At 71.0% G+C, this 14,449-nt stretch carries 10 protein-coding genes; 6 read left to right on the top strand and 4 right to left on the bottom strand.

Translation table 11 applies throughout. From position 1 onward, the window contains the following. Nucleotides 1-144: 144 nt before the first annotated feature. Nucleotides 145-1,041: a hypothetical protein gene (locus JMF97_RS05220; protein WP_203220485.1), complete on the top strand. Its 897-nt coding sequence runs from the start codon at nucleotides 145-147 to the stop codon at nucleotides 1,039-1,041. A 67-nt stretch (nucleotides 1,042-1,108) separates the two neighbouring features. Here JMF97_RS05220 and JMF97_RS05215 read toward each other — a convergent pair whose 3' ends face one another. Further along, the gene (locus JMF97_RS05215; RefSeq protein ID WP_013734973.1) at nucleotides 1,109-1,312 is read right to left on the bottom strand and encodes a cold-shock protein; all 204 of its coding nucleotides are present in this window, start codon (nucleotides 1,310-1,312) and stop codon (nucleotides 1,109-1,111) included. Between the two features lie 236 nt (nucleotides 1,313-1,548). On the opposite strand from JMF97_RS05215, the gene JMF97_RS05210 reads away from it, so the two are divergent. Next, nucleotides 1,549-2,157 carry a DedA family protein gene (locus tag JMF97_RS05210; RefSeq protein WP_203220484.1) on the top strand — a complete coding sequence of 203 codons (609 nt, stop codon included), beginning with the start codon at nucleotides 1,549-1,551 and terminating at the stop codon, nucleotides 2,155-2,157. A gap of 18 nt (nucleotides 2,158-2,175) precedes the next feature. On the opposite strand, the gene JMF97_RS05205 is transcribed toward JMF97_RS05210, so the two are convergent. After that, nucleotides 2,176-2,829 carry an MBL fold metallo-hydrolase gene (locus JMF97_RS05205; RefSeq protein WP_203220483.1) on the bottom strand — a complete coding sequence of 218 codons (654 nt, stop codon included), beginning with the start codon at nucleotides 2,827-2,829 and terminating at the stop codon, nucleotides 2,176-2,178. Nucleotides 2,830-2,835: 6 nt separating this feature from the next. Continuing rightward, entirely contained in the window at nucleotides 2,836-3,552 is a 717-nt protein-coding gene (locus JMF97_RS05200; RefSeq protein ID WP_203220482.1) for a maleylpyruvate isomerase family mycothiol-dependent enzyme, read from the bottom strand. Nucleotides 3,553-3,719: 167 nt separating this feature from the next. On the opposite strand from JMF97_RS05200, the gene rsgA reads away from it, so the two are divergent. From rsgA to JMF97_RS05185, 3 genes are all read left to right on the top strand, one after another. Further along, nucleotides 3,720-4,733, top strand: a complete 1,014-nt coding sequence (rsgA, locus tag JMF97_RS05195) for a ribosome small subunit-dependent GTPase A (protein WP_203220481.1) — start codon at nucleotides 3,720-3,722, stop codon at nucleotides 4,731-4,733. Between the two features lie 433 nt (nucleotides 4,734-5,166). Continuing rightward, a complete protein-coding gene (uvrA, locus tag JMF97_RS05190; protein WP_203220480.1) occupies nucleotides 5,167-8,151 on the top strand; it encodes an excinuclease ABC subunit UvrA in 2,985 nt (994 codons plus the stop codon). Between the two features lie 261 nt (nucleotides 8,152-8,412). Then, nucleotides 8,413-8,892, top strand: a complete 480-nt coding sequence (locus JMF97_RS05185) for a Rieske (2Fe-2S) protein (RefSeq protein ID WP_203220479.1) — start codon at nucleotides 8,413-8,415, stop codon at nucleotides 8,890-8,892. A 129-nt stretch (nucleotides 8,893-9,021) separates the two neighbouring features. On the opposite strand, the gene JMF97_RS05180 is transcribed toward JMF97_RS05185, so the two are convergent. Next, nucleotides 9,022-12,282: a penicillin acylase family protein gene (locus tag JMF97_RS05180; RefSeq protein ID WP_203220478.1), complete on the bottom strand. Its 3,261-nt coding sequence runs from the start codon at nucleotides 12,280-12,282 to the stop codon at nucleotides 9,022-9,024. Nucleotides 12,283-12,475: 193 nt separating this feature from the next. Here JMF97_RS05180 and uvrC point away from each other — a divergent pair, with 193 nt between their 5' ends. Next, nucleotides 12,476-14,449 (top strand): excinuclease ABC subunit UvrC, encoded by a 1,974-nt coding sequence (uvrC, locus tag JMF97_RS05175; protein WP_307816775.1) that lies wholly within the window; start codon nucleotides 12,476-12,478, stop codon nucleotides 14,447-14,449.

Raw genomic sequence — 14,449 nt, 5'->3', positions numbered from 1 at the left:
GGCATTCGCCGGTTCTGCGGGCTATCGTGGTGGCACGCCCGGCGCCGTGCAGCTGACAGTCGGGCTCGCCTGTGAGGCTTCCCTACCGCGTCACGCGGTGTCACGGTCGTGCCCGGCTCCGACGAGACCGCAAAGGGGGACCCCATGACGCGGGCACCAGACAACCTGATGGCCGTCCGCCGGTTACTGCTCGACCACCTCAACCGCGACCCCAACCGGGCGCGCGACGAGGATCTCGAACCCAACGAGGTCGGCATCGTCGGCGATGCCAATCACCGCGGCGGATACCACTGTGGGTCCGACCGGGTGGTGACCAACGACTACTCGGTGGTCGAGTCGTCGCGGGACCGCAACGGCCTGACCCTCGATGCCGCCGCGCTCGACGTGGGCATGTTCCAGGTCACCGTCGACGGCCGTCGGCACAACCTGGCGAGCTTCTCGACCTGGTGTGTGGCGCAGTGCGTCGCCAACGCCGCGGACACCCGCGACATCAGGGAGATCATCTACTCGCCGGACGGCAAGGTGGTCCGCCGTTGGGACCGGCTCGGCCGGCGTAACACCGGCGATCGCTCCCACCTGTGGCACACCCATTTCAGTTTCTTCCGCGACTCGATCAAGGCGAACCGCGACCAGAGGCCGCTGTTCCGCCGGTACCTGACCAGCATCGGTCTCATCACTCAGAAGCCGGAGGCGAACGACATGACACCCGAGGAGCACAACTGGCTCAAGACCGTGCACCGCAACCTGACCGTCCTGGACGGACGCAATCCGATCGGTCAGACGTACACCCGGATGGCCATGGGGGAGGACCACACCGACCCGAAGTTCCAGGTGGGGCATCCGACGCTGCGCAGCATCGGGGCGCAGTTGACCGCGCTCCAGACGGCGATGGACTCGCTGATGAAACGCGACTTCACCGACGAGCAGGCGATCGTCGCCGGGGTCCTCGCCGGCCTCACCCCGCAGGAGATCGCCGCGGCGATCCCGCCCACCGTCGCCGAGCAGGTGGTGCGGGAGTTGGGTCGACGGCTGGCCGCCTGACCGTGGCCGGACACCTCGCAGGTTAGCGGTGGCGGCGGCCGGAATCGGCCGCCGCCACCGGCACCGGTTACAGCGAGCGGACGTTGTCCGCCTGCGGACCCTTCTGCCCCTGGGTCACATCGAACTCGACCTTCTGACCCTCGGTCAGCTCCCGATATCCGGAGCTGGCGATCGCCGAGTAATGGACGAACACGTCAGGTCCGCCGCCGTCCTGCTCGATGAAACCGAAGCCCTTTTCCGAGTTGAACCACTTCACGGTGCCGGTTGCCATGCGTTCTCTCTCCCTGTTCCAGCGGGCGACCCCCGACTGCGCGCCGGTGATCGCCCGATACTTTCCCGACATTAGCCGGTGAAAGGCCGATTTGCCGGGTGAAGTGCCTCAGGTGTCGGAGGAGCGACGCAGATGGCCGCCCCCGCGCGTCTCCGGGATCACCCGGAGGTGATCTCCGTCAACGTCGGGTGGAAACCCGATGTTCGTCGTGGCGGTGAGGCCATAGCGTACGAGGCATGGCAGACGAGCTGGCCCAGGTCGGAGAGTTACCCGTCGCTCTGCTGATGGCCGTGCTCGGGGTGGTCATGCTCTTCGACGCGGTGCCGCTGTTCGGCGTCCTGGTCCCCGGAGACGTGGCGGTGCTCGCCGCGGTGGCCGTCGGCACGCCCAGCACCGGCCTGGCGACCTTCGTCGCCGTGGTCACCGGGTGTCTCGTCGGCTGGTCGCTGACGTTCCTCGTCGGCCGGCGCTGGGGTGAGCGGCTGCGGCACAGCCACTTCGGCGCCTGGGTCGGGGAGCCCCGCTGGGCGGCGGCCGAACGCATCCTCCGTCGCGACGGCGGGCGGCTGGTGCTGATCGCGCCGTTCCTGCCGGTGTTCAACGCGCTGCTGCCGCTGGCTGCGGGCGGTCTGCGCATGTCGTACCCCCGGTTTCTCGGCTTCGCGGCGCTCGGCGCGGGCGCCTGGGCCGGTCTCTACCTGGCGGTGGGCACCGCGTCACGGTCGCTGGCCGGCCTGTTGCCGAAAGGCCTGAGCCCGTTGCTGGTCACCATGGTCGGAGGTCTGCTGCTGGCCGCGGTGGTGCTGCTCGGCACCCGCCGTCGACTGCGTACGGTCACCAACTGACCCCCGACCACGCGCCGCTCACCAGCCGCGAGCCCGCCACTCACCGAGGTGGGGACGCTCCGCACCGAGCGTCGAGTCCCGTCCGTGGCCCGGGTAGAACCACGTTTCGTCCGGCAGCCGGCCGAACAGCTTGTGCTCCACGTCGTCGATCAGCGCCGCGAACCGCTCCGGATCCTGATCCGTGTTGCCCACCCCGCCCGGGAAGAGGCTGTCGCCGGTGAACAGGTGCGGGATGCCGTCGGGGTCGCGGTAGAGCAGCGCCACCGAGCCCGGCGTGTGCCCCTTGATGTGGATGACCTCCAGGGCGCAGTCGCCGACCGGCACGGTGTCGCCGTCGGCGAGGGTCTGCGCCTCGATCGGCAGCCCGGCCGCGTCGTCGGCGTGCACCAGCGCGCGGGCACCGGTCTTGGCGACCACCTCCTCCAACCCCACCCAGTGGTCCATGTGCTGGTGGGTGGTGACCACCGCGGTCAACCCGGCGTCACCGATCAACTCCAGCAGGCGGGGCGCCTCGTTGGCCGCGTCGATCAGCACCTGCTCACCGGTTGCGTGGCAGCGCAGCAGGTACGCGTTGTTGTCCATCGGCCCGACCGACACCTTGGTGATGCTCAGCCGGCCGAGTTCGCGTACCGCGGCAGGTCCGCCGGGGGTGACTTCTCCGTCATAGGTCATGTCTGACTAGATCCATTCAGGTGGGTGGGGCAGTTGACCGTCGGGGGTGACGGTCAGGGTGGCACCGGGGCTGCGGCCGGTCAACCAGGCCGCGATCTCGACCGCCGGCCCGGAGACGACGGGCGCCTGCGCACGGTCCCCGATCACGAGTTCGTGACTCGTACCGTCGAAGCGCAGCACCAGCGCCGGCGCGTCGTCGCGGGCGGCCAGGTCGGTGGCCACCTCGTGCAGCAGCCGGTGACCGAAGGTCGGCGACCAGTCCCGTGGCCGGTAGTCGGCGGCCAGGTCGACGTGGTGGATCTCCACCTCCCGGAGCCGACGCCAGACGAGCAGCGAGGCCGGCACGGGACCGCGCCGGGTCTGCACGGTGGCGGCCCAGGCGGGTGCCGGCATCGCCGCGACCGCCTCGGCGTACCGGTCGGCGCTGCGCCGTAGGTCGTCCAACTGCTCGTCGGGCGGCCGAGGTGCGCCGGCTGAGATGTCGGCGGTCCGTGACTCGGCGCTGGCGTACATCGGGATCAACTCGCCGGTGCGGGCCGAGGTGAGCGCGTTGACCAGGGCGTCGGCGTTGCGGGACAGGTGGGCCAGGACATGACCGCGGGTCCACCCCGGCAGCAGCGACGGCTGCGCCAGGTCGGCGGCGTCGAACCGGGCCGCCGTACGGATCAGACGGGTCGTGGCGTCGTCCACGTCACCGGTCAACAGCAGGGGGTCCGTGGTCACGATTCGACCCTAGTCCGCTGCGCCGACCGCGTCGCCAGGGAATTCACTTCCCGCCCGGGACCACGCCTCCTACCGTGGGGGTGTTCGCGGCGCCGGAGCGGAGGAGGTGGTGGTCATGCCGGTCACCGCACGCCCGTATCACCCCCAGCGACCCTGAACGAGGAGCCTTGGACATCACACTGACCGCCCTGGGTTGGGACACCGACCGGGCGGCGCACCTGAGTCGTATCCACACCGATCATCGCCCGGGCCGGGTCGCCCGGGTCGACCGTGGCGTCTGCACCGTACTCACCTCCGACGGCCCGGTGCGCGCCTCCTGCGGCGGCGCCGTGCTGGCCGCGGCCGTGGGCGACGCCACCCGGCTGCCCGGCGCGGGCGACTGGGTGCTGCTCGGCACCTGGCCCGACGCGCGGGTCACGGTGGAGGCGGTGCTGCCCCGGCGTACCGCGCTGATCCGGCGCACCGCCGGCAAGGACGCCAGCGGTCAACTGCTGGCCGCCAACCTGGACACCGCCGCCGTGGTGGAGCCGGTGCACCCCGAGCCGAACGCGGCCCGCATCGAGCGGCTGCTCTCCCTGGTGCACGAGTCGGGCGCCCGGCCGCTCGTCGTACTCACCAAGACCGACCTGGCCGCCGACCCGGCGGCGGTGGCACGTCAACTCGCGGCCCTCGCGCCCGGGGTGCCGGTGCTGCCGGTCAGCGCCGAGACGGGCACCGGGCTGGACCCGCTGCGCGCCGAGGTGGCTCCCGGTCGGACGCTCGGTCTGCTGGGGCCCTCCGGCGCCGGCAAGTCGAGCCTGGTCAACGCGCTGGTCGGGGCCGTGGTCATGCCGACCCAGTCGATCCGTCGGGTCGACGGCAAGGGTCGACACACCACCACCTGGCGGGCGCTGGTGCCGCTGCCGGGCGGCGGCGCGGTGCTGGACACCCCGGGGGTACGGGCGGTCGGCCTGCTCGACGGCGAGTCCGGCCTCGACCGGGCCTTCGGCGACATCGCCGACCTCGCCACCGGCTGCCGCTACAGCGACTGCGGACACGAGGCCGAGCCGGGCTGCGCCGTACAGGCCGCCCTCGCCTCCGGCGAACTGTCCACCCGCCGCTGGCAGAGCTGGCGTCGCCTCCACCGTGAGCTGACCCACGAAACCCGCCGCCACACCACCCGCCCCCGCCACCCTCGCTGACCCACCCCCACCCCGCCGCGCCGGTCGCCCCGCGCCCGTCGCCCCGCCCTCTCGCTCGCTGCACCTTCATCCCGCCCCGCGCCCCCGCCCTTCGCCCACGCCCCGTCGATCTTGCACTTGTGGTCGCCTGAATGCTGCTTTTGGGTGGTTATGTCCCGACCGAAAGTGCAAGATCGGCGGGGCGAGAGGGTGAGGCGGGGGAGTGAGAGGGCGGACGGAGCCGGGGTGAGGGGCGGGGTGAAGGGGTGGGGGCGAGGAGGGTGAGGGGTGGTTGGTGGGGAGGGAGTGTGGGGTGGGGTTGTGTGGCGGGGGGAAGTTGTCGTAGGGCGGGTCTACAGTTGCCGGGGCGCGCTCTCCGCGCTGGCACAACCGCTGGGTTGATCCCGAAGCGGACAGATCCTCCTCGTCATCCTCACCCGGGAGTACACGGACCGTGGCCGACCGTCTGATCATCCGTGGCGCACGCGAGCACAACCTGCGTGACGTCAGCCTCGACCTTCCCCGGGACGCCCTGATCGTGTTCACCGGGCTGTCCGGGTCGGGCAAGTCGAGTCTGGCGTTCGACACGATCTTCGCCGAGGGGCAGCGCCGGTACGTCGAGTCGCTGTCGTCGTACGCCCGACAGTTCCTCGGCCAGATGGACAAGCCGGACGTCGATTTCATCGAGGGTCTGAGCCCGGCGGTGTCGATCGACCAGAAGTCCACCTCGCGTAACCCGCGCTCCACCGTCGGCACCATCACCGAGGTCTACGACTACCTGCGGTTGCTGTTCGCCCGGGTGGGCGAGCCGCACTGCCCGGTCTGCGGTGAGCGGATCTCCAAGCAGAGCCCGCAGCAGATCGTCGACCGGGTCCTGGCGATGGCCGAGGGCACCCGGTTCATGGTGCTCGCCCCGGTGGTACGCGGCCGCAAGGGCGAGTACGTCGACCTGTTCGCCGAACTCCAGGCCAAGGGGTACGCGCGGGCCCGAGTCGACGGCGTGGTGCACCAGCTCACCGACCCGCCGAAGCTCAAGAAGCAGGAGAAGCACACCATCGAGGTGGTGATCGACCGGCTCAGCGTGAAGCCCAGCGCCAAGCAGCGGCTCACCGACTCGGTCGAGGCGGCGCTGGGGCTCTCCGGCGGCCTGGTCCTGCTCGACTTCGTCGACGTGCCCGAGGGCGACCCGGAGCGGGAGCGCCGCTACTCCGAGCACCTGGCCTGCCCCAACGACCACCCGCTGGCGATCGAGGACCTGGAGCCGCGGGTCTTCTCCTTCAACGCGCCGTACGGCGCCTGCCCGGAGTGCACCGGTCTGGGCACCAAGAAGGAGGTCGACCCGGAGTTGCTCATCCCCGACCCGGAGCGGACCCTGCGCGAGGGCGCGATCCAGCCCTGGGCCACCGGCCACAACCTGGAATACTTCCTGCGCCTGCTGGAGGCACTCGGCGAGGCCCAGCACTTCGACATCGACACGCCGTGGCGGGCCCTGCCGTCGCGGGCGCAGAAGACGATCCTGCACGGCTCCGACGACCAGGTGCACGTGCGCTACCGCAACAAGTACGGCCGGGAGCGCTCGTACTACACCGGCTTCGAGGGCGTGGTGCAGTGGATCGAGCGCCGGCACTCCGACACCGAGAGCGAGTGGTCGCGGGAGAAGTACGAGGGCTACATGCGCGACGTGCCGTGTGCCGCCTGCGGCGGTGCCCGGCTCAAGCCCGAGGTGCTGGCCGTCACGCTGGCCGGGCGCAGCATCGCCGAGGTCTGCAACCTGTCCGTCGGTGAGTGCGCCGACCTGCTGGCCGGCATCGAGCTGACCGACCGGCAGAAGTTGATCGCCGAGCGGGTGCTCAAGGAGATCAACGCCCGACTGCGGTTCCTGCTCGACGTGGGTCTGGACTACCTCTCCCTGGACCGCCCGGCCGGCACGTTGTCCGGTGGTGAGGCGCAGCGCATCCGGCTGGCCACCCAGATCGGTTCCGGGTTGGTCGGTGTGCTCTACGTGCTGGACGAGCCCTCCATTGGGCTGCACCAGCGGGACAACCACCGGCTGATCGAGACCCTGGTCCGGCTGCGCGGGCTGGGCAACACGCTGATCGTGGTGGAGCACGACGAGGACACCATCCGTACCGCCGACTGGATCGTCGACATCGGGCCGGGCGCGGGGGAGCACGGTGGGCAGATCGTGCACAGCGGTTCGGTGCCGGCGCTGCTGGCGAACCCGGAGTCGATCACCGGGGCGTACCTGTCGGGTCGGCGGGAGATCCCGACGCCGAAGGGCCGCCGGCCGCAGACCCCGGGCCGGGAGTTGGTGGTGCACGGCGCCCGCGAGCACAACCTGCGCAACCTGACGGTGAGCTTCCCGCTGGGCCAGCTGATCGCGGTCACCGGGGTCAGTGGTTCCGGCAAGTCGACCCTGGTCAACGACATCCTGTACGCGGTGCTGGCCAACCAGATCAACGGCGCCCGGCTGGTGCCGGGCCGACACACCCGGGTCTCCGGGCTGGAGAACGTGGACAAGGTCGTCGGCGTCGACCAGTCGCCGATCGGGCGTACGCCGCGATCCAACCCGGCCACCTACACCGGTGTCTGGGACCACGTCCGCAAGCTGTTCGCCGAGACCACCGAGGCCAAGGTGCGCGGGTACGGACCGGGCCGGTTCTCGTTCAACGTCAAGGGTGGCCGCTGCGAGGCGTGCTCCGGCGACGGCACGATCAAGATCGAGATGAACTTCCTGCCGGACGTGTACGTGCCGTGCGAGGTCTGCAAGGGCGCCCGGTACAACCGGGAGACCCTGGAGGTGCACTACAAGGGCAAGACCGTCTCCGACGTGCTGGAGATGCCGATCGAGGAGGCCGCCGAGTTCTTCTCCACCATCCCGGCCATCCACCGGCACCTCAAGACCCTTGTCGACGTGGGCCTGGGCTACGTACGCCTGGGCCAGCCGGCGCCGACGCTCTCCGGCGGTGAGGCGCAGCGGGTCAAGCTCGCCTCCGAGTTGCAGAAGCGCTCCACCGGGCGGACAGTCTACGTGCTCGACGAGCCGACCACCGGCCTGCACTTCGAGGACATCCGCAAGCTGCTGATGGTGCTGGAGGGCCTGGTCGACAAGGGCAACACGGTGATCACCATCGAGCACAACCTCGACGTGATCAAGAGCGCCGACTGGCTGATCGACATGGGCCCCGAGGGTGGCCACCGGGGCGGCACGGTGCTCGCCACCGGCACCCCGGAGGAGGTCGCCGAGGTCGCCGAGAGCCACACCGGGCAGTTCCTGCGTACCGTGCTCAAGCTCGACGGCACGGCCAAGGGTGCGGCGGCGGCCACCGCCCGCGCGGCCAAGGCGAACGGCAACAAGACGACCGCAACCAGGGCAACCGGCACGAAGACGACCGCGACCAAGGCGCGGGCCGCACGCAAGAGCGTCCCGGCCGGCTGACCGGGCCCCCGGCCCACGGCGCGTAGGGATCTCCGAGGAGCCCGCGGGCCACTCCGCGCAGGCATCGCAGGGTGGCCCTCGGCCCTTGGCGTAGGCACCGCTGGTGACCTCGGACACCCGGTGTGGGCACCGCTGGTGGCTCTCGACCACCGGGCGTAGGCGGCGCCGGGTGGTCGATCGGGTGAACCGCCAGGCAGAGTGGTCCGGGTTGCGAAAACCTGACGAGGATCATGCACGGTGGTAGCCGAGGAGGGTGCGGGGATGACTGACGACCAGGTGGCGGGGGCGCGGCCGGTACGGACACGGCGGGCGCTGCTGGCCGGTGCGGGTGCGGCCGGGGCGGCGGCGATGTTGGCCGCCTGCGGCGGCGGGGACGACGACGGCGCGGCGACCACCAGCCCGGGTCCGCAGGTGACGAACACCGGCGACGCGGGTGGGGGCGGCCGCCAGGACAGCCAGTCGCTGGCCCGGACCAGCGACATTCCGGTCGGTGGGGGTGCCGTCCTGTCCGCCCAGGGGATCGTGATCACCCAGCCGTCGCCGGGGGAGTTCCGCGGCTTCGACCCGAAGTGCCCGCACCAGGGGTGCAACGTGACGACCGTCGAGGGCGGCACGATCAACTGCGTCTGCCACAACAGCCGGTTCTCGATCGAGGACGGCTCGGTCCAGTCCGGTCCGTCCCCCGCGCCGCTGGAGCGTAAGGACGTCAAGGTCTCCGGCGACCAGATCGCTCTCGCCTGACCCGCCGACCGGCGGGCTGTCGACGAGACGACACCCTGGCCGGCGGGCCGTCGACGAGACGACCCACCGGTCCGGGTCCAGGCGCAGCGGCCGTGGCCAGGGGGCAGCCCCGGCCACGGCCGATCGCGTTCAGTGGGCGTACACGGACAGCTCCCACAGGGAGAAGCCGTAGGTGGTGCCGCGGGTGAGGCCGGTCATCCGGACGTAGCGGGCCTGCTGCGGGGTGAAGGCCACCACGTCGGTGCCGCCGTCGCCCGCCGTGGTCGACCACACCGGCCGCCAGGTGCTTCCGTCGCCTGAGACCTCGACCCGGTACGACCGGGCGTACGCCGCCTCCCAGGCCAGCACCACCCGGCCGACCTGCCGCACGCTGCCCAGGTCCACCCGGATCCACTGGTTGTCCGACCAGGAACTGGCCCAGCGGGTGCCGAGGTTCCCGTCGACGGCCCGGGCGGCGCCGTTGCCGATTTGGCTGCTGGAGGCGGTCACCGGCCGCCCGACGGCCAGGTTGGTCAGGTCGTCGCCGCGGCGCGCCGGGAACGAGACCACCTGCTGGTAGGTGGGCCGGTTCTGCCAGGCGATGGTGGCGTGCTTGATGCCGCCCAGCGGCGACTGGATGATCGCGTCGGCGCACCACTGGTCGCCGGCCGCACAGCTGGCGTCGCCAGGGTAGGTCGTGGTGGCCGGGGTGGCCGCCGCCGTGCGCAGGGTGTCCAGCAGGATCTGCCGGCACGCACCCAGGTTGCCGTTGCCGCAGAAGGTACGCCCGGGGCCACCGGCGACCGGGGCACCGAGGACCGCCCGCAGGTCCTTGTCGACGTAACCCCACCAGCCGTACTGGAACGCCGAGCCCTTGTGGGTCTGTGCCCCGTTGGCCGAGGACGGCAGGTTCGACACGTCACCCTGTTGGAGGCCGGAGGGCGACTCGTTGACCTGGAGGGTGTTGATCAGCGACTGGTAGAGGTCGGGGCCGAGCGGGTCCCGGAACATCCCCCGCACCAGCAGCGGCCACCAGGCGTCGAAGGTACGGATCGCCTCGGCGTGCTGGTACACCTTGCTGCCCTTGGCGGTCTCCACCCGCAGCGCCCCGGCCTGCCGCCACGCCTTCAGCCGGCTGATCTCGGCGGCCAGGGCGGTGTCGGTGACCGGCTGGCTCTCCAGCACCCGGATCAGCTCGTCGAGCACCTCCGCGCCGCGCAGGTCGGTCAGCCCGGCCCGCTGCACCAACTCGGTGAGCGAGCCTCGGTCGAACTTGCGGCCCGCCGCGATGGCCGCCTTCACCGGCTTGTCCAGCAGGTCACCCCGGTGTACGGCGCCGAAGCTGAAGTTGCCGTCGGCCGCCCCGAAGTCCTTGGCCTGCTTGTTGTTCCAGCTGATGTAGTAGTCCTGGTCGATCGACTGCGGGTGGGCCGAGCGCGGCGCGTACCGGGCGGTGCGGGCGTCCGGGTCGAAGTCCTGCCACTCGTAGGCGCGCTCGGCCTTCATCGGCAGGTTCGGGTTGCTGCCGGTGGCCCGCACCGGGTTCAGCCCGGAGTTGAAGTACGCCGACTGGGTGGAGTTGACGTAGAACCAGTTGAAGGCGTATTCGACGTTGTGGGCCGACTCCAGGAACGCCGACGCGGTGCCCATCTGGGTCGGGTCGTTGAACATCTGGAACCCGATCGCCGAGTCGGCCTCCCGCCCGTAGGTGGAGCGCAGCTGGGTGAAGGCGTGCGGGACGCCGCCGACGGTGCCGCGCCAGGCCACCAGCCCCAGCTTCGTACGCCAGGCGACCAGCTTGTACGACCCGGCCGGGGTGCTGTCGGCGACGGTCGGGTTCCACCGGTTGACGTGCGACAGTTCCTCCATCGCCAGGCACTGGCCGCGGAACAGGTAGTGGTTGCTGGCCAGGGTGGGCGTGCCACCACCCGGTACGCACAGCGGCACCGCGTACGTGTCGGTGATGTCGTGGACGGCGGAGGTGGCGCTCCACGCGTAGTCCTGGCCCCGGCCGAGCAGCACGTACAGGTTGAGTCCGGCGAAGGCGGCGCCCCGGGCGCTGATGCCGGGGCCCTGCAACTCCTGGACCATCAGCAGTTGCGGGGAGAAGTAGCCGGTCTGCGGCCCGAACACGGCGATCGGGTGGCCGGTGGCGGAGTGCTCGGCGGAGATCACCGCCGCGTTGGACATGCCCCGGTTGGCCGGGGTGATGGTCAGCCCGGACAGCGCGGCGGCCAGCTCGGAGGAGCTGGTGCTGCCGGCGGTGGTGGCGGAGCCGGTGGGGTCGGTGACGACCGGTTCGACCCGGGCGGAACCCGCGTCGGGCAGCACCACACTGGGAGCGTCGGGGGAGGCGTCACCGTACGGGAAGCTCTGCCCGTCGTGCAGGGTCAGCACGGTCTCCGGGTCGTTCTGGCCCCGGAAGCCGTTCCACACCCGGTCGCCCTCGACCGGGCCGTACTTGGCGCGGGCGGCGATGCGGACCAGCGCGGACTGCATCTCGTTGCCGCCACCGCCGCCGAACAGGCCGCCGACCACCCCGGCGATGGCGATCAGGTCGGTCATGGTGAACGGCTTCGGCCCACCGGCGTTGGTGATCGCATCCATGTGGCCGGTCAGCACGTACTCGCCGGGGCAGTTGCGGCCCGACATGCAGGTGCGGATGTACGCGTTGATGCCGGCGATGTACTCCTGCACGTCGGCGTAGAGCTGCTCGCCGCGCGCCCCGCCCTTGCGCCGCAGCGCCTCGACCTGGGCGGCCAGGTCGGCCTCGGTGTAGGGGGAGGTACGCCAGACGCTCTGTTCCAGGGCGCGGTTGCCGGGGGCGCCGCCGGCGAAGGAGGTCAGCGTGCCCCGCCCGACGTGGCGCAGCAGGTCCATGGTGAACAGTCGGTCCTCGGCGCCGGCGTAGCCCGCGCCGTACATGGTGCCGGCCCGGGTGCTCCCGGTGATGTGCGGTACGCCGGTGGCCTTGTCCCGCACGATCCGTACGTCGGAGCGCGGGGAGTAGTCGCGTTCGACCTGGTTGGGGGCGACACCGAAGGCGGCGTCGTGGAAGAACTCGCCGATCTGCTCCTCGCGCAGCCCGGCGTAGCCGTAGACCAGGTTGGCGTACTTGTCGAGCTGGTCGGCGGAGTGCCGGGGCAGGGTGCCGAAGGCCTGGTTGCCGAGGATCTCGACCAGGGTGGCGTTGCCGTTCTGACCGGGCGGCAGGATCTCCGAGCATTCGCCGAGGCAGTAGTCGTTGCCGGCGAAGGCGCTGGCGACGTTCACCGCGAGGGTGCTGTTCGCGGGCGCGGCGGCGGTGGTGGTGGCGGTGGCGCTGGGCGGGACGGCGACCAGCAGGGCGGCGACGGCGATGGCGCCGGTCGCACCGGCGAGCAGCCGGCGGGTGGCGGTACGAGCAGACATGGCGATCCTCTGTGGACGGGGGGCCATCGGGCGGGATCATTACATGAAGAACATTCGGTTACTGGATGGTAGGCCGCGTCGGTCGATATTGGAAGACGTCAATCAGGATGGTCGGCGCTGTCGACGCAGTCGGGTGGGAAGCCGTCGACCAGGGACGATTCGGGCTGTCGGGGGCGGCGGATAGGCTCGGAGCGTGGCTGATCCGTCGACCTACCGTCCCGCCCCCGGCACCATCCCGGAGTCTCCGGGGGTCTACCGGTTCCGCGACGGCACCGGCCGGGTGATCTACGTCGGCAAGGCGAAGAACCTGCGCAGCCGCCTCAACTCCTACTTCGCCGACCTGCTGGGGCTGCACGACCGCACCCGGCAGATGGTCACCACCGCCGAGGCGGTCGACTGGGTCACCGTCGGCACCGAGGTCGAGGCGCTCCAGCTCGAATACACCTGGATCAAGCAGTACGACCCGAGGTTCAACGTCCGCTACCGCGACGACAAGTCGTACCCCTACCTCGCGGTCACCCTCAACGAGGAATATCCGCGGTTGCAGGTCATGCGCGGGGCCAAGCGCAAGGGGGTGCGCTACTTCGGGCCGTACTCCCACGCCTGGGCGATCCGCGAGACGCTCGACCTGCTGCTGCGGGTCTTCCCGGCGCGGACCTGCTCCGCCGGGGTGTTCAAGCGTGCCGGTCAGGTCGGTCGGCCCTGCCTGCTGGGCTACATCGGCAAGTGCTCCGCGCCCTGCGTCGGCAGCGTCACCGCGCAGGAGCACCGCGAGATCGTCGACGGGTTCTGCGACTTCATGGCCGGGCGCACCGACAGCATGGTGCGCAAGCTGGAACGCGAGATGGCCCAGGCCAGCGCCGAGTTGGAGTTCGAGCGGGCGGCCCGGCTGCGTGACGACGTCGCCGCGCTGCGCCGGGCGATGGAGAAGCAGACGGTCGTGCTCGGCGACGGCACCGACGCCGACGTGGTCGCGTTCGCCGACGACCCCCTGGAGGCCGCGGTGCAGGTCTTCCACGTCCGGGGCGGCCGGGTGCGGGGCCAGCGCGGCTGGGTGGTGGAGAAGACCGAGGACCTCACCACCGGCGACCTGGTGCACCATTTCTGCACCCAGGTCTACGGCGGCGAGCACGGCGAGGCCGACGTGCCGCGCGAGCTGCTGGTGCCGGAGCTGCCCGCCGACGCCGAGGCGCTGGCCGACTGGCTGGCCACCCACCGGGGCAGCCGGGTCAGCTTGCGGGTGCCGCAGCGCGGCGACAAGCGTGCCCTGCTGGAGACGGTGGAACGCAACGCCAAGGACGCCCTGGCCCGGCACAAGCTCAAGCGGGCCGGCGACCTGACCACCCGCAGCAAGGCCCTCGACGAGATCAGCGAGGCGCTCGGCATGCGGACGGCGCCGTTGCGCATCGAGTGCTTCGACGTCTCCCAGATCCAGGGCAGCGACGTGGTGGCCAGCATGGTCGTCTTCGAGGACGGCCTACCCCGCAAGAGCGAGTACCGCCGCTTCATCGTCCGGGGTGCCACCGACGACCTGTCGGCGATGTCCGAGGTGCTGCGCCGCCGCTTCGCTCGCTACCTCGACGTACGCGCCGAGACCGGCGAGATCGGCGAGGAGACCGCCACGGATCCGGACCGCCCCGGCGTCGACCCGACCACCGGGCGGCCCCGCAAGTTCGCGTACCCGCCGCAGTTGGTGGTGGTCGACGGCGGCGCCCCGCAGGTCGCCGCCGCCGCGCAGGCCCTCGCCGAGTTGGGCATCGACGACGTGACGCTGTGCGGTCTGGCCAAGCGGCTGGAGGAGGTGTGGCTGCCCGACGACGACTTCCCGGTCATCCTGCCGCGCACCTCGGAAGGGCTCTACCTGCTGCAACGGGTACGCGACGAGGCGCACCGCTTCGCCATCACCTTCCACCGGCAGCGCCGCTCCAAGCGGATGACCACCTCGGCCCTGGACGACATCCCCGGCCTGGGCGACGTACGCCGCAAGGCCCTCCTACGCCACTTCGGCTCCCTGAAACGCCTCTCCACAGCCACCGTCGAGGAGATCACCGAAGTCCCCGGCGTCGGCCCCCGCACCGCCCAGGCGATCCTGTCCGCCCTCAACCCACCCGATGCCCCCGTTGATCATGAGGTTAGCGGCAGTGAGGGAGATCAACTTCGCCGCTAA

Origin of the sequence: Micromonospora fiedleri, from assembly GCF_016774385.1 — a bacterium.
In the GTDB taxonomy this organism is placed as follows: Bacteria; Actinomycetota; Actinomycetes; order Mycobacteriales; family Micromonosporaceae; genus Micromonospora; species Micromonospora gifhornensis.
This window is presented reverse-complemented; position numbering and strand designations above follow the sequence as displayed.

Coding starts and splice junctions, on each gene's coding strand:
- JMF97_RS05205 (WP_203220483.1), bottom strand. CDS start 2,829: ATGACCTATGACGGAGAAGTCACCCCCGGCGGACCTGCCGCGGTACGC.
- JMF97_RS05185 (WP_203220479.1), top strand. CDS start 8,413: ATGACTGACGACCAGGTGGCGGGGGCGCGGCCGGTACGGACACGGCGG.
- JMF97_RS05215 (WP_013734973.1), bottom strand. CDS start 1,312: ATGGCAACCGGCACCGTGAAGTGGTTCAACTCGGAAAAGGGCTTCGGT.
- JMF97_RS05180 (WP_203220478.1), bottom strand. CDS start 12,282: ATGTCTGCTCGTACCGCCACCCGCCGGCTGCTCGCCGGTGCGACCGGC.
- JMF97_RS05220 (WP_203220485.1), top strand. CDS start 145: ATGACGCGGGCACCAGACAACCTGATGGCCGTCCGCCGGTTACTGCTC.
- JMF97_RS05210 (WP_203220484.1), top strand. CDS start 1,549: ATGGCAGACGAGCTGGCCCAGGTCGGAGAGTTACCCGTCGCTCTGCTG.